Genomic DNA, 20,257 nt, shown 5'->3' with positions numbered 1-20,257 from the left:
TATTATTTAATAACCCGAAACATTTATCTTTTATATACAAACCCGAACCCCGAAACTCGTAACCGAACCCCTCAACACGCACAAAAAAATCCCGGAATAAATTCCAGGATTTCAATTGTTATGTTTTTTTTATCTATTTCTTCGTTAAACCTTTAAACTTAAAGTAAGAAACAGCAGATAATAGCAGCATTGTACTCAGTCCGATGTATACCCATGCCGGAACCGGAACCGGATCTCCTGCTGCATAGGAATGAAGTCCGCTCAGGTAATAATTAACTCCAAAGTACGTCATTACCATTGAACAGAACGCAAACATCGTGGCAACGTGGAATGCCCATCTGCTTCTCAATCCCGGAACCAGTCTCATATGCAGTACGAAAGCATATACCATGATAGAGATGAACGCCCATGTTTCTTTAGGATCCCAACTCCAGTATCTTCCCCATGATTCGTTGGCCCAGATACCGCCTAAGAAGTTTCCTACCGTCAGGGCAAAAAGACCGATCGTGAGTGACATTTCAGACACAATTACCAACTCTTTTAATGTAGTATCGTGGTGAAGCTTATAAGTATCTTTATTGGAGATAATATAGAATACCAAAGAGATCACTGCAATAATCATGGACAAGGCAAAGAAACCGTAACTCGAGGTAATAATCGCCACGTGAACAATCAGCCAGTAAGATTTCAATACCGGAACAAGCGGTGTGATCTGTGGATCAAGTGCTGAACCTCCGTGGGCAAAGCCCATCATGATAACCGCCACCATAAAACCGGCTGCAGGAATAAGAGCATTTGCATTTCTGTAAAGAATCAATCCGGCTGTAATACCCACCCATGAGATAAAAATGATCGCCTCATATCCGTTACTCCAAGGAGCATGTCCTGAGATATACCATCTTGCCACAAGACCTAAGAAGTGACATAAATATCCCACTATGCCTATAGCAATAATTATTTTGATCGCTTTATTTAAAGTCTTATTGGACTTGAACAATTCTACAAATCCTAAGATCAGAAGAAGTCCTCCGATAATGGTATAGAAAATCAATAATTTGAAGTTGATGTTCACTTTATTCATGAAAACCTCAAGATCTACTTTAGATTTTGCAGGAACTACGGCTTTACCCCACTTCTGCTGGTATTCTGAAAGTTTTGCCAGTTCAGCATCGGCTTTACTCCAGTTTCCAGTTTTTTGTGCGGTAAGCGCTTCTGCAAAATATGGTCCCATTACCTGCTGAGATTCCATATCCGGTTCGAATTTCTGATCCAGCCAGGAATGCCATGTGTGGTTGGCATCGTTTTTCACAGGAACTATTCTCATAAACTGGCCGCTGAAAAACTCGTTGAAGATCTGTACTCTTTCGTTTACAGCAATTACTTCTTTATCATAATTGGTCTGTTCAGAAGGCTTTTTACGAAATGCCGTATTATAATCATGTTCCAGGATATAGGTCAGGTTACCGTTGGCATCTGCAGGGAAAAGGTTCATTAATGAAGTATAACCATCTTCATCAGCCTTTGTTTTATTTTTTAATTCATCGCCTCCTTTTGTTCCCACTTTAATGATTGGAACCATAGTCCAGCTTGGCGTATCTGTATTGATCGACAGGAACCATTGGTTAGCCGTAAGAGACTTTCCATCCGTTCCTTTAAACTCGTCTTTTTTGTATAATTTTCTTAAAATATCTAACGCTTCCGTGTTGATAGGAACAATTCTCCCTTCAAAATTCTGAACAAGAAGATATCCGAACTTATCTGCATGTTCTTTGCTGATTCTGTTTCTTGTAATGATTTCATCCGGAGAGATTGATCTCATTTTGGCCATTGGTGTTGCCAGCGAGTTCTGTTTTGGAGCAGCACCATCAAGCGGCTGGACAGAAGGTGCCGGAGCGTGAGAATGATTGTCTCCTTCTACATGGATATGTTCTCTGCTTCCGTCCGTTGTACCATGGGTTTCTATTTTCTGTGCATTTAAGCCTAAACTTAACAACACCAAAAGTACTGTGGCTGCTTTCTTTTTATTAACGTCAGTCAGCATTTTATTTAATTTCCAGAAGTGGGTTCCTTTCCAGAAGAAGATAACGAACATTCCTAAGAATAAAAGTGCGTACCCTATATAGGAAATAATTGTTCCCCAGAAATCATGGTTTACAGAAAGTACTGTTCCCATTCTGTCCGGATCAAAGCTCGACTGAAAGAAACGGTATCCTTTATGATTAAGAACGTGATTCATATAAATTTTATAAGGTGTTTCTTTTCCTTCATCGATAATCTTCACATGGCTTTCATAAGCACTTGGCGACGAACTTCCCGGATAGGTTTCCATTACGAAATCATCAAGCTTCAATGCAAAAGGCGTATTGTAAACTTTAGGTCCGAAACCTACCATGATATTCAGTCCGTCCATAGTGATCTGCTTGAATGCATTCGGATTGCCTTTTTCAACGGAAAGATCTACCATTTGCTTTGTTTTCGGGCCCTGAAGTTCTATTCTCAGTACATCCGGCACCATGGCATCTTTCTTTTTGTCACCTTCAAACGCCATCAGTCTTCCTTTTTTAAGACCTTCAGGAACAACCAGTTTCAATTCGTTGATGGTATATAAACTTCTTAATGCCAAAGGCTGGAATTCATCTTTCTTGGTACTTCCGGTAGCCTGTGTTGCCATCGTCATAAAGGCTGCATCAACCGGAGTTTTGATGAACAGTTGCCCGCCTTCTTTTTTAAATTCTACAGCTCCTTCAATCGCCCTGTTGAACGTTACCAGAGTTCCGTTGATCGATTTTGTTTCTCCCGGTTTGATATAGATATTTTGTCTTCCGGTATTTCCAGTAGACACCAGGTGAAGATATTCCGCACCATTGGGTTCAGCAATTAGGCTGTCTTTTTTCTCTGGATATAATCTTTGGCAAATACTTTTACTTCTTTTCCGTGGAAGTCATAAGTGGCATTAAAATCTTTATGCAACGGCGACATCAGATAAGGAACATCCTGATAATTAAGAACATCGCCTTTTTCTTCAATCTGAATTTTGAAGAAATTCTTATCCGTTACGATCTCGTTGGAAGTTTCACCTTCCCGGATATGCATTGTTCCTTCAAAGCTGATGTACCGGGTAATGGCTCCTCCTATAAAAATGAGGATAAAAGCAAGGTGAAATACCAGTACCGGCCATTTCTCTTTTTTCCACAGCCTGTACCTTGCGATATTTCCTACGAAGTTGAGAATAAGCAGAACCATGATGAGTTCAAACCATTTTGCTTCATAAATTAACGCTTTAGCTGTAGGAGTTCCGTAGTCGTTTTCTAAGAACGTTGCATAGGCCATCGCAGATGCATACACCAGTAACAGCACAGCCATTGTCCTGGTTGAGATAAGAATATCTTGGAGCTTCTTCATGATTTATTTTACTTGACATGCAAAAATAAGGATGATAAACTACAAAGACGCTAAAAAAAGCTGTTTTTTGTCACTTTGAAGGCGATTTTAGTTATTTTGAATCATTCTTAATAGTATAAAAACAATTAACAAAAATTCAAATTGTAATCCCCTAAAATTCCGGATATAATATTCCGACTGTTATGATTGAATGGTCTATTCCTCCCAGCTGATCAGAAGTAATCAACTTACTGACATTTCACAAATCTTCAAAGAAATTATGTTAAATGAATTTTAAAGAAGTATTCTGAGATACTTTTAAATATTTTTTCATCATTTTTTAATTTTTAAAGTTTTATGGAATAAAATTAGTTGCAAAATAATCCGGGTATCCGGATCAACTTAAAAGTGCCTGCCGCATGGCGTTTGAATGGAAAAAAATATCTTGAAAACGAAGTATAATTTTAAAAAAATAACCTTAAATTACGCTATCTTTTTGAATAAAAAAGATTCTATTAATGTTGAAAAAACATTAAATTTGCCCACATTGATATTATGGATAAAAAGACACAGACAAAACCAGCTGAATCGCCTGACAAAGGCAAAATCTTATCTAAGCCACGTATATTTTTCGGGCTTACCTTTATTCTTTTTTCTGTCGTTCTGGCATTTTCTTTCATCTCTTATCTGATGAACTGGAAGGCGGACCAGAGCCAGGCAGGAACAATGACAGATAAAACTATAAAATCTTCAAATATATTTGGAAAGGTTGGCGACTGGCTGGGAAATATTTTTATATTCGAAAGCATAGGAATCGCATCGTTCATTATTGCATTCCTGTTTTTGGTTGTGGGAACCCTTATCCTTAAAAAGAAAACTTTTAAGCCCTGGAAAACCATCGGCCATTCTTTGTTTTTCATCTGCTGGCTGCCTATTTTTATGGGAGCAGTAACGAAAGGCCAGGGGGTTTTGGGAGGGGTATATGGATACCAGATCATGGATTACCTGAATGCTATCATTGGGCCTGTAGGTCTTTGGGTGGTATTGGCTGCAAGTATTCTTTTATATTTCATTCTTGAATTCAATCTCAGACCGAGCTCTATTAAATCCAAACTTGACAAGATCAATGACAATACAATCGGCAGAGTAAAATCCATGATGCCAAGCTCAGAGGAAAACTTTGAAGCCGATACGGAACTTGAGGAAGCTGCTGAAGAAGCAGGCCTGAATGTTACCGTTACAGATCTTTCAGAAAAACCAAAATCTAAACAACAGGAACCGGTAAATGTACCCAAAGGATTTCCTGAAGTTCAGCCTACAGCAGACATAGAAACTATTGTTACCCCCAATCATACTTCTTTTGAAGAGGAGGAAAAACCGGTCAGCCTAAACCTGAATACAAAGCCGGTGGTTCCTACTTCAACTCCGGAGCAGGCATTTGACATGGCACCTGTCAGCCCGGCAATTTCCCCTGTTCCTCCGGTAACACCTTCTACTACTCAGGATAATATTAAATTCAATGTAGAAGTAGCCCCGGTAATAGATGTTCTGGACGATTCAGACAAAAAATCCCAGGAGCTTGTAGAAAAGCACGGACTGTATGATCATAAACTTGACCTGGCAGGTTTCCAGATGCCAACCGTGGAATTGCTTAAAGACTATGGCAGCGAGGAAATTTCCATTAATAAGGAAGAATTAGAAGAAAATAAAAATAAGATTGTAGGACTTTTAAAAAACTTCAACGTTGGGATCTCCGAGATCAAAGCTACGATCGGTCCTACCGTTACTTTATATGAAATCGTTCCGGAAGCCGGGATCAGAGTTTCTGCCATTAAAAAACTTCAGGATGATATTGCCTTGAATCTTTCAGCCCTTGGGATCAGGATCATTGCACCAATGCCTGGAAAAGGAACCATCGGGATTGAAGTTCCGAGAAAAAATCCTACCATGGTTTCTATGCGTTCAGTAATCGCTTCACACAAGTTCCAGAATACGGATATGGACCTTCCTGTTGTATTCGGGAAAACAATTTCCAATGAAGTATTCATGGCCGACCTTGCTAAAATGCCTCACTTACTGATGGCGGGTGCTACCGGTCAGGGTAAATCCGTAGGGATTAACGCCATTCTGACTTCTCTTCTTTATAAAAAACACCCGAGCGAACTGAAATTCGTGATGGTAGACCCTAAAAAGGTAGAGCTTTCATTATATTCAAAAATCGAAAGACATTATCTGGCTAAACTTCCGGATGCTGATGAAGCCATCATTACAGATACGAATAAAGTGATCAACACCCTGAACTCTCTTTGTATAGAGATGGATACCAGATATGACCTGCTTAAAAACGCATTCTGTAAAAATCTAAAGGAATACAACAAGAAGTTTTCAGAAAGAAAACTGAATCCTGAAAACGGACACCGTTTTCTTCCTTATATCGTATTGGTGGTAGACGAATTTGCCGACCTTATCATGACAGCAGGAAAAGAAGTGGAACTTCCGATTGCCAGACTTGCACAGCTTGCAAGAGCCGTGGGAATTCACCTGATCGTTGCCACACAGAGACCTTCTGTAAATGTAATTACGGGTATGATTAAAGCTAACTTCCCTGCAAGAGCTGCATTCAGAGTAATTTCAAGTGTGGATTCCAGAACGATCCTCGACTCTCCGGGGGCAGACCAGCTGATCGGAAAGGGAGATATGCTTTATTTTAACGGAAATGAGATCTTAAGACTTCAGTGTGCTTTCGTAGATACACCGGAAGTGGAAAGACTCGCTGAATATATTGGAGAGCAGAAAGGTTATTCTTCTGCATTCCTGCTTCCGGAATTCGTTTCTGAAGATTCTGCAAGCACAGTAGGCGCTTTCGATCCGAATGAAAAAGATGCCTTATTTGAGGAAGCCGCCAGAATCATTGTTTCTACCCAGCAGGGATCTACTTCTATGCTTCAGAGACAGCTTAAATTAGGCTACAACCGCGCAGGAAGAATTATGGACCAGCTTGAAGCCACCGGTATTGTGGGAGGATTCAACGGGGCAAAAGCGAGAGAGGTCATTATCAGTGATCTTCATTCTTTGGAACAGTTTTTGGAAGATTTGCGTAATTAAAGGAAAAGTGCTTTATAAAATAAACCTTGAAGCACTGGAATGTTTAAAGTTTATTAAATAAGAAAATGAAAAATAGTATTTCAAAAATTATAATCGGAAGTTTCGTAATTGGTGCTGTAGGATTTGCAGATGCACAAAAAATTGATGCAAAAGCTAAAAAGATCCTTGATGATATTACTGCCAACTACAATTCTAAAAAGAATTCTTACTTCAAATTTTCCTTCGGAACCGGAGTGAACGGGCAGGTGACCAAAACAGAACCTGGAATCTATTACTCTGCCGGAGATAAATATAAGCTGAAGATCATGGATACGGAACAGATCTTTGACGGAAACAAAATCTACAATATCAATGCAGATGATATGGAAGTAACCATTGCAAAACCGAACGGAAGCAGCAGCATGTTCTCCCCTATCAACTATCTTAGCACGTACAGAAACGACTATAACGTTACCTACAATGGTAAAAAGAATGTGAATGGAGTAAACGCTGACTTCATTAAACTGACTCCTATCAAATCCAATGGAATCCAGTATGTATACCTTTTTGTAGATTCTGCCAGAAAACAGATGGTAAAGCTTGAACAGCACGGAAGCAACAAAGATGTTGCCGTCATTGCCATTAAAGAATATAAGGAAAACCAAACCCTGGATCCTAATATGTTTGTTTTTGATAAGAATAAATTCAAGAATTACATCATCACCGAATTGTAATAAGCAAAATGGCAAAATAGCTAAAGGGCAAATTTGCAAATAAGCCTCTTCGCCTTTCCGCCATTTTACCATAAAATAAAAAAATTATACGAGCCACAAGTAAACTTTGTGGCTTTTTGATTAATTTTGGCGCATGTTAAAAATACTAGACCGATATATCATAAAAACCTTCTTTGGACCGTTTTTCTTTATATTCAGCGTTTTGTTTTTCATTTTTATTGTAAACATTATCTGGGTTCAGCTGGGGCAGTTCATGGGAAAAGGATTAAGCTACTGGCAGATCCTCAAACTTCTCTTCTATCTCGGAGTGAGTGTTATCAGCCTTGTGCTTCCGCTTACCATCCTTTTGGCGAGCATTATGTCCTTCGGTGAATTTGGAGAACGGTACGAACTTGCCGCCATGAAGGCCGCCGGAATTTCCCTGACCAGGGTAATGGCTCCTTTGATGGGCGTGGCAACAGTACTGGCAGTCCTGCTTTTTCTTTTCTCCAATAATATCATCCCCGATTTTCAGAAAAAGGCCAAGAATATGCTTTTCAATATTGCGCAGACCAAGCCTGCCCTGAATTTCACACCCGGCCAGTTTATAGACCAGCTTCCGGGATATATGGTGAAATTTGACAAGATTTATGGTGAAAACGGGGAGAATATTGAAGGGGTTTTTGTTCACAGAAAAGCAAGCACCTACGAAAACCAGCAGTCTATTGTGGCCGAAAAAGGGAAATTTGTTCCCGCAGCCAATAAAAACTTTCTGAAGCTGGAGCTTTATAACGGCTATATTTTTGAAGATAATTTTGCCGGGAAAGGTGAAAATGTAAGACTGAAGCAGCCGGATCAGGCCATTAAATTTGATACTTTAGTATCGCATTTTGATATCAGTGAAGTGATTAATAAGGCTATTGAAAAGGAACAGATCACAGATGACTACCGTTTTCAGACCTATGGCCAGCTTAATGAAACGGTTGCTAAAACTAAAAAAGAGAATGCCGCCTATTTTGAAAACATCAGCTCTGATGTTCTGAGCCAGACCAATTCGGTGATCAGCTATATGGACAAAACAAAATCCAAAGTGATGGCTAAACAACAGGTCAAGCTTGATACTGTAAAACAAGATAAAAAGCTTGAAATGATCTATAATGCCTACAACAGATTGGACAATCTGAAAACTACGGCATCAGGAAAGAAAAACGAATACGGCTCCAATATAAAATACTTCAGTAAGGTTGTTATTTACCAGCAGAGAATTATTTCCTACTCTGTAACGTGTATTATCTTCTTTCTGATCGGGGCCAGTTTAGGTTCCATTATCCGAAAAGGAGGTATGGGGCTTCCCGTGATTATTGCCATCGTGATTTTCATTATTTTCTACGTGATGAATCTTGGTGTTGAGAATATTTCATGGGGAGGAGGAATGAGTCCTTATCTGGCAGCATGGCTTCCCAATCTTATCCTTTTACCTTTCGGAGTATGGATGACCTATAAAGCTCTTACCGATTCACAGCTGTTTGATGCTGAAAAGTACAAAGCATTGTTCAAACCTATTACCAGGAGGTTCTCCAAAAACAAAGAACATAAGAGATATCAATAAAAAATATACAAGCCCGGAAGTTCCGGGTCTTTTTTATTTAGGGTTGTGGTATCATATTTCACTTGAAGTAAAGGATAAAAAGCTATATTTACAAAAAATGTTAAAAACTATAATAATTATGAAGAAAGCATTACTATTGGGAATGTTTACATTGGTTTCTTTCAATGCCTATGCACAGGAAGACAATACGGATTACGAATTGAGGACGGATGAAAAATACGGCTACATCATTGACAAATCAGGAAAAAAGACGGAAGGAATCGTAAGACTGAACGGGGATGCCATGAACCCGTGGAATAATCAGAAAAAAGTAAAGTTTATTGCTGTTTCAGATATTGACAAGTCGAAGAAGAAGCAGAAATTCAAAACCCTGGATTCAGACGATATCAAAGAATATGTCGCTTTTGATGAAAACAACAATGAAAGGCATTTTGAAATGATCAAGTACACCAATACCAAAGAAGGCTTCAATACAGCAACAGGAGGTTTAAGCGGTAATATCAAAGCCTTCAACAACCTTACAAAAAGTACCCAGTTTGCGGAAGTGGTAAAGGATGGTAAAATCAAGGTCTATAAATTATACGGTTACCCTACTACATTCTCTGCCGGAGGTCAGATCGCTGTAGCAGAAAAGGAAACCGAAAGAATGAGAAATTCACCTTCCTATATCTACTCCAAAAAAGGAGGTAAGATAGAGGAACTTACTTTAGCCAAAGCTAAAATGATCATTGCAGACTGCAGCTATGCAAAAGGTAAATTGACAAGCGGTTCTTACGCTTCCCTTAAAAACGATGAAAAGAAAAGGTCCGGCCTCGGGAAACTGATCAAAAGCCAGATTGACGACGTGATGTCCAATGTCCCGGAAATTGTAGAAGAAGTAATTACCGATTACAACGAAAACTGTAAATAAGAATAACAGAAGGCTTTCAACAGAGAGCCTTTTTTTGTATTTTTATAAATCACCAAACCCATTACTGTATGAAAATCCTATTCATTGCAGCCAGTCTGCTCCTTCTCTATTCGTGTAAAAAGAATGAAGATAAAGCAACCCATAAAGAACCGGCTTCCAAAGACAGCATCATCGTAAAAAATAAACCGATCAGTACAGCGACAACTGAGCCTATAGAGGAAATAAAAAAGAATACGGAAACCTCCAGGGTCTGCTGGAATCAAAAAATTCAGCTCCAAAGGTTTCACCTACAATTGCAATGAAGAGCCTTCCGGAGAAGTGAAATTTTATTCGGATAAGGATGAGATTAAGATTATAGAACATTTTTATGCAGAGCACAGCCATTTCTCAGCCTCCGAAAAATATTTTATTAAAAACGGAAAACCTTTTTTTATCTTCAGGCAGGAAACAGTTTGGAATTTTGATGGCGGAACTCCGGAAAAGCCAATCACCAAAGATGATATTACAGAAACGCGTATCTATCTGCAAAATGATAAAATACTGAAATGTCTTGAGAAAAAATACAGCATAAGATCAGATAATAAAGAAAAAATTTCCCCCGACACCATTCCCGGCAAAGAAACCCAATGCAACACTGATGAAGTGATGAAAACTTATCAGTCTTTGCTAAGGAACAAAGATAAAAAGGGTGAAATAAAATGTCTGTAAAAACAAAAGAGGCATCCTGCGAAGCCTCTTTTTTATTTTTAATCTGAAATTATACCTTCATAATTTCAGCCTCTTTCGTCTTAAGGTGATCCTCACAAAGCTTCACATATTTATCTGTAAGTCCCTGGATTTCTTCTTCCACTCCTTTTACAACGTCTTCAGAAATACCATCCAGTTTTTTAAGCTCTTTCAAACCGTCCTGTCTTGCATTTCTTATCGTTACTTTTGTGCCCTCAGTTTCTACTTTAGCCTGTTTTGCCAGTTCCCTTCTTCTTTCCTCTGTTAAAGGCGGAACATTAAGAATGATATTTTCCCCGTTATTAGAAGGTGCAAAGCCCAGATTTGAATTGATGATCGCTTTCTCAATAGCACCAATAGCAGTTCTGTCCCAAGGCTGAATAGAAATAGTCATTGCATCCGGTACAGAAACGTTCGCAACCTGGTTGATAGGCGTTGGAGCCCCGTAATATTCTACCATTACATCCTGAACCATCGACGTAGAGGCACGTCCTGCTCTAATTCTTTGAAATGCATGATCCAGGTGTTTCACAGCTGCGTCCATGTCCTGCTTTACAGATTCTAATATAAGATCTAATTCTTCCATTATATAGTTAAAATTTGATAAATTACACATTAATTATAAGTGTGATGATTGATGAATAATCAGTAATGAATAATAAGCAATGGGTAATATTTCCGTTACCTGTAACCTATCATCTGCTCCCTGCTGCCTATAAATCAACTAAAGTCCCTACATTTTCTCCGTCTACAATCTTTTCTAAATTCCCGTCCTTGTTCATATCGAATACAATAATAGGCAATTTATTTTCATGGCTTAAAGTAAATGCAGTCATATCCATTACTTTTAAGTTTTTAGCATACACTTCATCGAATGAAAGTGAATTGTATTTTACAGCATCTGCATTTTTCTCAGGATCACTGTCGTAGATTCCGTCTACTCTAGTTCCTTTTAAGATCACATCAGCACCAATTTCGATTGCTCTCAGAGTTGCTGCTGTATCCGTTGTAAAGTAAGGATTTCCTGTTCCTGCACCGAAGATTACGACTCTTCCCTTTTCAAGGTGTCTTACTGCTCTTCTTTTGATGAAAGGTTCAGCTACTTTGTCCATTTCGATGGCAGACTGAAGTCTTGTTTTGATTCCTGCATCTTCAAGAGCTCCCTGAAGAGCCATCCCGTTGATTACAGTGGCAAGCATTCCCATATAGTCTCCCTGCACCCTGTCCATTCCTTTGGCAGCCCCTGCTACTCCACGGAAAATGTTTCCTCCTCCAATAACGATCGCTACCTCACAGCCTTTTTCCACTACTTTTTTGATCTCAGCTGCATATTCCTGCAGTCTTTCATTGTCTATACCGTATTGTCTGTTCCCCATTAAGGCCTCACCACTCAGTTTCAGAAGGATTCTTTTATATTTCATCTTTAATTTTTAATAAATTTTCCCGGGCTGATTTTCTCCGGAATTTGATTTTGCAAATATAATCATTAAAAATATTGAATAAAGAAAAATATTTACGCAGAAATAATGTCAGAAATATTTTGATAAGTACGAAAAAGGATTATTTTTGCATTAATTATAAATTGAATTGAAGAAAATTGTCATTTTTTCATTATTTCTGTCAGGAATTGTTTCTTATGCGCAAACAGGAACAAATGTTTATCCTTTCTTAAACATTCCTGTATCTGCCAGACAGGCTGCCCTAGGTGGCGATGCAATTTCCGTCAGAGACCATGATGTTTCCTTTGCTATTGCAAACCCGGCCCTTTTAAATAGAGATTCAGACAAACAGCTTTCCGTGAATGCCGCAGCTTACCTTGCCGATTCCAAATACGGAACTGTAGCTTATGCCAGAGATTTTGACAACGGACATATGGCCACCATCAATGCCAGGTATATGAGCTACGGAAGCATTCCCAGAACCGATGAAAGCGGTTATGAAAACGGTGAATTCAAAGCTTCGGATGTAGCCATCGGCGCAGGCTATGCCTACCAGTTTGAAGAAGACTGGACCATTGGAGGCGGCATTAATTTCATCACTTCAAAAATTGACAACTATACCTCTTCTGCGATCTCCGGAACTGCAGGAGTTGCTTACCATAATAAAAAGAACAAAGAAGTTCTCTCATTGGTGGCGAGAAATTTCGGTTTTCAGCTGAAATCCTTCAACGGAACCAGAGAAAATCTTCCGTTCAGGGTAGATCTGGGATATACAAGAATCCTGAAAGCTATTCCCCTTGCTGTTACCATTACAGCCCACGATCTTCAGCAGTTTGACATTTCTTCGGAATATAATGTAAACGGCCAGGAAGTAGGATTCGGTAGAAAGCTGGCGGACCACTTTTCCATCGGAGCAGAACTTTTCCCTGAAAAAAGCTTCAATATCAGGCTGGGTTATAATGCCAAAAGAGGAAACGAACTTGCGGTAGCCGATCAGAGAAACTTTTCCGGGCTTTCCGGAGGATTTGGAATTAAGCTGAGAAGATTCCGTATAGATTATGCCCACATCCGGTACCATAACTCTTCCAATGTGAACCAGATAGGGGTTTCCATGGACCTTAGCAGCCACGCAGGAGAATAACTCCATCCCAAAAGAATCTTCATAATAATAAAGATTTTTTCTGCGTTGTCTTGATTTTTTAAAAAAATTCTTGAAATTTGCGGTATGAAAAAACCTGTAATAGCTATCGATGGGTACTCGTCTACCGGAAAAAGTTCAATCTCTAAGGTCATTGCCAGTAAATTGGGGATCATACACCTTGATACCGGTGCGCTTTACAGAGGAATTACATGGTTTGCCCTGCAGAACTGCCTGAATGAAGATGGTTCCATCAACCTTCAAGAGCTATTCTCCTCTTTAGACCAGATCGAGCTTGAATTCAGAAACCAGGACAGTGAGCTGATTCTTTATCTTAATCATATTGATATTTCCAAGCAGATCCGGACGACTGAAGTTTCCGACAATGTAAGTATTGTCGCAAAACAGAAAGAAGTAAGGGATTTCCTTCTTCAGTCCCAGCGCTCACTGGCAGAAAAAGGCGGCATTATTATGGACGGACGTGACATAGGGACAGTAGTTCTGCCAAATGCAGACTACAAATTTTTCCTGACAGCCAGCATCGACGAAAGAACCAACAGAAGATATTTCGAACTGGCAGGAATGGGCATCCAGGCAGAAAGAGAACAGGTAAAACAAAACCTTATAGACCGCGACAAGATCGACAGTGAAAGGGAAATTGCCCCTTTAAAGCAGGCTGAAGACGCTATCGTTATTGACAATACTTCGCTTACAAAAGAGCAAACCATAGACCTGATTTTATCTTATATCAAGAAGATTTAACAATTTTTAATAGGCATAATGCCTCCTTTGGTATACAAATTGTAGATTTTAACACAAGTAAAAACTAATATTTATTAACTATTAAAAAAGCTTAAAATGTCGAAAAACGGAAAAAATACAGCAGGTATATTGGCAGGACTTCTTGCAGGTGCTGCAGCAGGTGTAATCTTAGGAATGCTTTATGCCCCTGAAGAAGGTAAAGAAACCAGAAAAAAATCAAGGATAAAGCAGGAGACCTAAAAGACCAGGCTAAAAACAAGTATGGTGAAGTTTCTGAAAAAGTAAAAGACCAGTACAGCAATATTTCTTCTACTTTCAAAGAAACAGCCAATAATGTAGCTCATACGGTGAAAGACGGATATGACAAATACAAAGACCAGATAGTTTCCAAAACTGCAGACGTAGTAAAGGATGTAGAAACGGAACTGAATGATCTTAAAAAATAAATAGTTTATTTTTTGAGTAAATTATAGGAAGGAACTTTTTGCGCGAAAGTTCCTTTTTTTGTAACTTTAAAAAAAAACAATGATAGAGACTATTAAAGAATATGCATCAAAGAGAATAGACCTTCTGAAAATTGAAGCTACTGAAAAATCATCTCTTTCTGCAGGGCTCATTACCTACTTTGTAGTGCTGCTAGTTGCTTTTACTTTTTTTATTATCCTTTTCAATTTTGGAATAGCATTTCTTATCGGCAAGGCGCTGGATAATACCTCGTACGGCTTCCTTATTGTTGCCGGCTTTTACGTAGTGGTAATGGCATTTATCGTTGCCTTCAAAAATAAGATTGTCAATATGGTAGCAGATCAGGTTATTAAATTTTTAAATCATTAAGCTATGGGCAGAAAATACGACAGCATCGAAGAGTTAAGAAGAAAGAAAAAGCTGCTTAAAGGCGAAATTGAAGACCTGGAAAACCTTCTTACTTTTAAAAACACAAAAGAAAGCCTGAGTGCCTTCACAAATGGTCTCACCGACCAGTATCTGCAGGAAAAAGTAGATGACGACGGTGATGAAAAAGTAGTTCTCCGAAAAGATGTTATTGCCAGACAGCTTACCTCCGAGGTAAAAGATATGTTCATCAACAAACAAACGGCTGTGGGAATTGCAAGTACTGCATTAGGCGGGAATGTCACGGACGGCCTTATAAAGCTTGGAATCACAGCTTTGGTAGGCAACTATGCCAAAAAGAATATGAAAAGTTCTAACTGGAAGAAAAAACTTCTGGGTGCAGCCATGATCTACCTCGCTCCTATTGCCCTTAAATATGTGAGAAAGAAACTCGAAGTATACCAGAAAAACAAAAGTGTTTCCAGCCTCGAGCAGCTTATATAAATATTTTACAGACGTCAGATATTAGATGTCAGATTTCAGATGTATTAGTTCGGTGATTAATTTTCGCAAACATTTAAGTCTGAAATCTGATGTCTGAGATCTAAAAATCTACTTAGAAAATAATTGCCCAAGAATAATTCCTGCAGCCATAGAAACATTCAGGCTTTCTGTTGACTGGGATTTTCCGAACCTTGGGATCGTGATGCATTTCTGAAGCATCTTTTCTGTTTCCGGTCTCATTCCGTTGCCTTCGTTACCAAGGATAAGATTAAGTTTTCCGGGTTTTTCAAAAGTATAAATATTTTCTCCTTCCATATCCGTTCCGATATTGACGTTCCCTGTTTTTGACAGATATTCCACAAGGTCTGTATAAATGATATTGACCCGTGTAAAAGAACCCATTGTAGCCTGAATCACTTTAGGATTATAAACGTCTACAGTATCTTCACTGCAGATAATCTGTTCTATTCCAAACCAGTCGGCTAAACGGATGATCGTACCGAGGTTGCCAGGATCCTGGATTCCGTCAAGAACCAGCTGAATATCTTTCTCCTCTTTTTTTCTTCTTCAGGAAGGTAACAAACTGCTACAGAATCTTTAGGTGTTTTAAGGAAACTGATTTTTTTCAGCTCATTTTCAGTGATCTGGATAACGGTTGAATCTGTCCGGTCCAATTTTTGCGGATCGGTAGAAAATATTTCTTTAACTTTAAATTTAGATTCAGAAAGTTCACAAATGATTTTATTACCTTCAACCAAAAACAAATTGTATTTTTGTCTGAACTTCTTTTTATCTAAAGACTGTAAAATTTTTATTGTATGAGCTGTAAGCATTATAAGAATTCTCCTCAAAAATATTATAAAATTATCTCATTTGCAACATTTGTTGGTCTCCTTTATGCCTGCAGTACAACTAAAAAAGTTCCGGAGGGTGAATATCTGCTTACTAAAAACAACTTTAAGTTTGAAGATAAGAAAGAATCCTTCGATGAAGAACTGAAAGATTACGTACAGCAGAAACCCAATAAAAAGCAGCTTCTTTTCGTGCCTTTGAGTTTAGGATTTTATAATATGGCCAATCCTAAATATGATACCTTACTCAACGAATACATGACCTACCCGAGTGAAATGAGAAATCAGAAATTAAGAGATTCTCTTTTCCTCAAATATAATATGAAAAGCAGCGTAGGAAAAACACTTTTCATGGACCGTTTACTGCACAGCTGGGGAACTCCGCCAGTGATCCTGGACCAGACGAGAAGTGAAAAAAGCGCCGAATCTATCGAAAAAAGACTTGTTTACCGGGGTTTTTGGGATGCCAAGGTTGATTTCAAACATGCTATTGATTCTGCATCCAAAAAAGCAGCCGTTAATTACTTCATCAGGCACAATGATCCTACTTACATTAAAGATTATTACTATAACATCACAGACCCTACCGTAAAAGGTCTTTACTGGCAGAAGCTCGACAAAAGCCTTATCCGGTCCGGACAGAGACTGGACCAGACCGTTCTTGAGAAAGAAGTGACCCGTATCAATGATCTGATGAGAGAAAACGGATATTACAGATTTAACAGTTCGAACGAAGAGATTTATTTCGTGGCAGATTCCCTGAAAAGCAAAAAACAGGTCCCTCTTACCCTTGAAATCCATAAAGACTCTGCCGATCATCCTTATAAAGTAGCGACTATAGGAAATATAGATGTAGCCATCGTTAATGAAGCCGGTGATTTCCCAAAAAATACAGTTAAAGACAGTTTAAGAAGGATTAGGTTCCATAAAATGGACGACAGCTACAAAACCTCTTCTTTATGGAGAGCGGTGATTGTAGACAACAAGAAAGTCTATGACCAGAAAGCCCTTGATCTTACCAAAAGAAATTTCATTGCCATGAATAATTTCAGTATTCTGAAAGCAAGGGATTCCTTAAGAAGAGGAGGCGTTACGGCACCTAATGACAGTATTGTAGATGTGCTTTATGTACTGAAACCTCTTCCGAAATACGAACTAAAACTGGGAACGGATATCAACTACTCACAGATTCTTAATCTTGGGGTATCCCCTTCTGTTGACCTCACCACAAGGAATGTTTTCAGAGGGGCAGAAAACCTTTCTACCAGTATTTCGGGAACATTCGGTTCCATCAGAAGTACAAAAAACATTGATAAAAGAGAGCTTGCCTACGAAATTTCGGCACAGGCTTCCCTGAATTTCCCAAGGCTTCTTCTGCCGTTTAATTATTATAAGCTTCTTCCCAAAAGATACACCCCGATCTCTTCCATTATTTTAGGAGCTTCATTGCAGAACAACATCGGTTTAGGAAGGGTTAACTTTAATACAGGATTGAATTACCAAGCGAATGTAAATGACCAGGTGTCGCACAGGCTTACCCTTTTCAATACCCAGGTCAGCCTTACGAAAAATAAGGATGCTTATTATGATTATTTTGCGAATGATGAGATTATCAGAAGGGATGTATTTGCCGGATATTTTGCCAGCAAACCGCCGGAACTTCAACAACAGTTTAATTCCGGGCAGCTCAGCATAGATGATGTCTCTGAATTAATTCTTGGGGATACGGCTTACCTTCAAACACTTGATAAAAGAGGCCAGGACCTTATTTTAGCGTTTATGGGATCACTGGTTAATAAAGACAGACAGACCCAGGATGTTCTGATCTCTTCCATGATTTATAATTTTGTATATAGCGAAATTGGTAAAAAAGATTATCCCAATGCATTTTATTTTAATGGAAAAGTAGAGCTTGCAGGTAATATTTTAAGCATTTTCAATCAGAAAAGAGATGCAGGAGGCGTTGTGACAAGTCCACAAAGAACCATTTTCGGAATTCCTTATGCCCAGTTTGTGAAATTTGACATCGATACCCGAAAATATTTTAAATTCAATGGAAATCAAACCTTAGTTTTAAGACAGTTCATCGGACTTGGAATTCCATACGGGAACTCTACCGGCATGCCTGTAATTAAGTCGTATTTCAATGGTGGATCAAATGACATCAGAGCCTGGGTGGCATTTGGAGGACTTGGTCCGGCAGACTCACAGGTTGATGAAAGGGTTCGTACCTATATGACCAGCAATGTAAAGCTTACCACAAACATAGAATACAGGATTCCTTTTAATGATATGTATGAAGGTGCCCTATTTACGGATATCGGAAATACATGGAGTCTTAAAAACTACAACGACGGGTACGGAGATGAGTTTAAATTCAATAAGTTCCTGGGACAGATGGGAATCGGCAGCGGGTTTGGGTTAAGGGTAAATGTTGCTTACATCACTTTACGACTTGACCTTGCCTATAAGATCTACGATCCGAACAAGCCTGAAGGTGACCGATGGAGGTTTAAAAATTTCCAGCCTTTTAAACCAACATTGAATATCGCATTCGGATATCCTTTCTAATCCGGAGAAATTCCCAATATGAAGTAGACTACAGCAATCACTCTGGCGAGTATTTCCCTGATCTGGTTTCTGTAGTAGCTTTCGGGCTTCGTAACATCCTGTGCATCGAATCCGAGAGCATTCATATTATTATTTCTTGCAAAAAACAAGGCGCGGAGATTATGAAAACCCTGTGATACAATAATCACGTCTTTCTTTTTATAGACGTCTTTACAGCGAAGTATACTTTTATAGGTGTTAAATCCTTTAGGATCTTCAATAATGATATCTTCGGGAACGCCTTCCTGGTTCACCAGGTAATTCTTCATGGCAGCTGGCTCATTGTAGCCTTTACTTTTTTCTCCGCTTACAATAATCTTTTTGATCTTGCCATGATGGTAAAGAAGTGCCGCCGCATCCATCCTCTTGGTAAAATAAGGATTGGACTGTCCTGATCTCATCTTAGGCGAAGTTCCTAAAACAAGAGCAATTTCCCGGGGCGGAATTTTAGAAATCTTGGTATAGGTACGCCCGTTGGTGAGTCCGAAAACCCATGCATTACAAAGGCATATCAGCAGAATACCTATTTCTGCCGACACAAAACCCAAGTTAAATATGTTCCTGATGATTCTCAACTAAGATCAAAGTTAAGCTTTATTTTCTTACTTTTTGCAATGGACATACAAGCTAATATTTTCCCCTGCAGTTCTTCCTTCTCCGTCAGATATTCATTCTCAAGCAGCTCCACTTCACCTTCTTCAAGATAACATTCACAACTTCCGCAGATACCGGATTTGCATGAGTAAGGCACCGGAAAATTCTGGATCAGAAGCTGCTGCAGGATTTTTTCTTTATTGTCCGGAAGATGGGTTTCATATTCTTTTCCAAGTATTTTAAAGTCAACCTCTATATTTTCAATCAGTGGAAATTCCTTTTCTACAGGATAGATATCATCATTGTATTCTTCAAAAAGCTCAAAATGAATGTTCTTTTTCGGAATGCCGTGGTGATAGCAGGCATTAGCGAGTGATTTAATCATCTCTCCTTTACCGCATATCAGAACTTCATCTACTGCATCCCAGATCGTAGATTCCTCGTCGGTATCATCAAGATGCAGGATCTGATTAATGATGAGATTCAGTTTCTTTTCATCCAGTCTCCCGAAGAAAAACCGGTCAGCCGTTTGCTCTTGCGAAAAGAAATAGAAGATCTGAAGCCTGTCGTCGTAGATTCTTGCAAGGTTGTCAAGCTGTTCTCTGAAAATAAGCTCCTCGGAGCTTTTATTTCCAAAAAAAGAAAAAGTCTGGTACGAGGTTCTGTGTGAAGAATATTCTTAAAATGGCTCAGGATCGGGGTAATTCCTATTCCTGCTGCAAATGCAACAATCGTCCTGAATTCGCTCGGTTTGGAAACCAGTGTAAATCTTCCGGAAGGTTCTCCCACCATCAGCTCATCCCCAACATGATAATTTTTAAACAGCTCTGAAGTAGCACCTTCAGATGAATTGATCTTTATTCCAAGGGAAATTTTTTCTCGTAAGGTGCCGAAGTCATTGAATAATCATTAATAACTTCCTGGCCATGAGCAATAAATTTTATGCTGACAAACTGTCCCGCCTCAAACCTGAAATTCTCCTGCAAACTCCCCGGAATCTCGAATTCCAGAGAAAAAGTATTTTTGGTCAGTTGTTCCTTTTTCGCTATTTTTAACGGATGAAACTGTATCAGTTTCCCTTTATAGATTTGTTGTTCCATACTTC

14 protein-coding genes and 4 pseudogenes are annotated in these 20,257 nt (G+C 38.9%); 12 read left to right on the top strand and 6 right to left on the bottom strand.

Annotated features, from left to right (window positions below):
- Positions 1-133: 133 nt before the first annotated feature.
- Positions 134-3,402: pseudogene (locus N4G44_RS09060) on the bottom strand (cytochrome c biogenesis protein).
- A 534-nt stretch (positions 3,403-3,936) separates the two neighbouring features.
- On the opposite strand from N4G44_RS09060, the gene N4G44_RS09055 reads away from it, so the two are divergent.
- The 6 genes from N4G44_RS09055 (at position 3,937) to N4G44_RS09030 (ending at position 10,405) form a co-directional block, all read left to right on the top strand.
- Positions 3,937-6,486, top strand: coding sequence for an FtsK/SpoIIIE family DNA translocase (locus N4G44_RS09055; RefSeq protein ID WP_474926139.1), 2,550 nt, complete (start codon positions 3,937-3,939; stop codon positions 6,484-6,486).
- Between the two features lie 65 nt (positions 6,487-6,551).
- Positions 6,552-7,199: an outer membrane lipoprotein periplasmic chaperone LolA1 gene (gene lolA1, locus N4G44_RS09050; RefSeq protein WP_474926137.1), complete on the top strand. Its 648-nt coding sequence runs from the start codon at positions 6,552-6,554 to the stop codon at positions 7,197-7,199.
- Positions 7,200-7,332: 133 nt separating this feature from the next.
- Positions 7,333-8,787: an LptF/LptG family permease gene (locus N4G44_RS09045; protein WP_474926136.1), complete on the top strand. Its 1,455-nt coding sequence runs from the start codon at positions 7,333-7,335 to the stop codon at positions 8,785-8,787.
- 118 nt (positions 8,788-8,905) lie between these two features.
- The gene (locus N4G44_RS09040) at positions 8,906-9,697 is read left to right on the top strand and encodes a hypothetical protein (protein WP_474926133.1); all 792 of its coding nucleotides are present in this window, start codon (positions 8,906-8,908) and stop codon (positions 9,695-9,697) included.
- Between the two features lie 68 nt (positions 9,698-9,765).
- Positions 9,766-9,999, top strand: a complete 234-nt coding sequence (locus N4G44_RS09035; RefSeq protein ID WP_474926129.1) for a hypothetical protein — start codon at positions 9,766-9,768, stop codon at positions 9,997-9,999.
- 16 nt (positions 10,000-10,015) lie between these two features.
- Positions 10,016-10,405, top strand: a complete 390-nt coding sequence (locus tag N4G44_RS09030; protein ID WP_474926128.1) for a hypothetical protein — start codon at positions 10,016-10,018, stop codon at positions 10,403-10,405.
- A 49-nt stretch (positions 10,406-10,454) separates the two neighbouring features.
- Here N4G44_RS09030 and frr read toward each other — a convergent pair whose 3' ends face one another.
- Both frr and pyrH read right to left on the bottom strand, forming a co-directional pair.
- Complete coding sequence (gene frr / locus N4G44_RS09025; protein WP_474926126.1) at positions 10,455-11,009, bottom strand: ribosome recycling factor; 555 nt, start codon at positions 11,007-11,009, stop codon at positions 10,455-10,457.
- Positions 11,010-11,136: 127 nt separating this feature from the next.
- Entirely contained in the window at positions 11,137-11,844 is a 708-nt protein-coding gene (pyrH, locus tag N4G44_RS09020; protein WP_040999212.1) for a UMP kinase, read from the bottom strand.
- Between the two features lie 166 nt (positions 11,845-12,010).
- Here pyrH and porQ point away from each other — a divergent pair, with 166 nt between their 5' ends.
- From porQ to N4G44_RS08995, 5 genes and pseudogenes are all read left to right on the top strand, one after another.
- Positions 12,011-13,003, top strand: a complete 993-nt coding sequence (gene porQ, locus N4G44_RS09015) for a type IX secretion system protein PorQ (protein WP_474926124.1) — start codon at positions 12,011-12,013, stop codon at positions 13,001-13,003.
- An 84-nt stretch (positions 13,004-13,087) separates the two neighbouring features.
- The gene (gene cmk / locus N4G44_RS09010) at positions 13,088-13,762 is read left to right on the top strand and encodes a (d)CMP kinase (RefSeq protein WP_474926123.1); all 675 of its coding nucleotides are present in this window, start codon (positions 13,088-13,090) and stop codon (positions 13,760-13,762) included.
- Between the two features lie 96 nt (positions 13,763-13,858).
- A pseudogene (locus tag N4G44_RS09005) lies at positions 13,859-14,208 on the top strand (YtxH domain-containing protein).
- Positions 14,209-14,287: 79 nt separating this feature from the next.
- Positions 14,288-14,596: a phage holin family protein gene (locus N4G44_RS09000; protein ID WP_260544961.1), complete on the top strand. Its 309-nt coding sequence runs from the start codon at positions 14,288-14,290 to the stop codon at positions 14,594-14,596.
- 3 nt (positions 14,597-14,599) lie between these two features.
- Positions 14,600-15,097 carry a phosphoribosyl-ATP pyrophosphatase gene (locus N4G44_RS08995; RefSeq protein WP_474926120.1) on the top strand — a complete coding sequence of 166 codons (498 nt, stop codon included), beginning with the start codon at positions 14,600-14,602 and terminating at the stop codon, positions 15,095-15,097.
- A gap of 108 nt (positions 15,098-15,205) precedes the next feature.
- Here N4G44_RS08995 and N4G44_RS08990 read toward each other — a convergent pair.
- Positions 15,206-15,930 (bottom strand): annotated as a pseudogene (locus N4G44_RS08990) (TrmH family RNA methyltransferase).
- Between N4G44_RS08990 and tamL the strand changes: the two are divergent.
- Entirely contained in the window at positions 15,916-18,519 is a 2,604-nt protein-coding gene (tamL, locus tag N4G44_RS08985) for a translocation and assembly module lipoprotein TamL (protein WP_474926118.1), read from the top strand. The pseudogene N4G44_RS08990 and the gene tamL sit on opposite strands and share 15 nt — an antisense overlap.
- Here tamL and N4G44_RS08980 read toward each other — a convergent pair.
- The gene (locus N4G44_RS08980; RefSeq protein WP_474926117.1) at positions 18,516-19,097 is read right to left on the bottom strand and encodes a SanA/YdcF family protein; all 582 of its coding nucleotides are present in this window, start codon (positions 19,095-19,097) and stop codon (positions 18,516-18,518) included. The two genes, tamL and N4G44_RS08980, sit on opposite strands and share 4 nt — an antisense overlap.
- 32 nt (positions 19,098-19,129) lie before the next feature.
- Positions 19,130-20,252: pseudogene (locus tag N4G44_RS08975) on the bottom strand (2Fe-2S iron-sulfur cluster-binding protein).
- Between the last annotated feature and the right edge of the window lie 5 nt (positions 20,253-20,257).

Source organism: Chryseobacterium sp. GTID13, assembly GCF_056172655.1.
This window is presented reverse-complemented; position numbering and strand designations above follow the sequence as displayed.

Excerpts from the sequence above, each read along its gene's own strand:
- N4G44_RS09040 (WP_474926133.1), top strand. The coding sequence starts at position 8,906 with ATGAAGAAAGCATTACTATTGGGAATGTTTACATTGGTTTCTTTCAAT.
- lolA1 (WP_474926137.1), top strand. The coding sequence starts at position 6,552 with ATGAAAAATAGTATTTCAAAAATTATAATCGGAAGTTTCGTAATTGGT.
- N4G44_RS08995 (WP_474926120.1), top strand. The coding sequence starts at position 14,600 with ATGGGCAGAAAATACGACAGCATCGAAGAGTTAAGAAGAAAGAAAAAG.
- tamL (WP_474926118.1), top strand. The coding sequence starts at position 15,916 with ATGAGCTGTAAGCATTATAAGAATTCTCCTCAAAAATATTATAAAATT.
- N4G44_RS09045 (WP_474926136.1), top strand. The coding sequence starts at position 7,333 with ATGTTAAAAATACTAGACCGATATATCATAAAAACCTTCTTTGGACCG.
- cmk (WP_474926123.1), top strand. The coding sequence starts at position 13,088 with ATGAAAAAACCTGTAATAGCTATCGATGGGTACTCGTCTACCGGAAAA.
- pyrH (WP_040999212.1), bottom strand. The coding sequence starts at position 11,844 with ATGAAATATAAAAGAATCCTTCTGAAACTGAGTGGTGAGGCCTTAATG.
- N4G44_RS09035 (WP_474926129.1), top strand. The coding sequence starts at position 9,766 with ATGAAAATCCTATTCATTGCAGCCAGTCTGCTCCTTCTCTATTCGTGT.
- N4G44_RS09055 (WP_474926139.1), top strand. The coding sequence starts at position 3,937 with ATGGATAAAAAGACACAGACAAAACCAGCTGAATCGCCTGACAAAGGC.
- N4G44_RS09000 (WP_260544961.1), top strand. The coding sequence starts at position 14,288 with ATGATAGAGACTATTAAAGAATATGCATCAAAGAGAATAGACCTTCTG.
- frr (WP_474926126.1), bottom strand. The coding sequence starts at position 11,009 with ATGGAAGAATTAGATCTTATATTAGAATCTGTAAAGCAGGACATGGAC.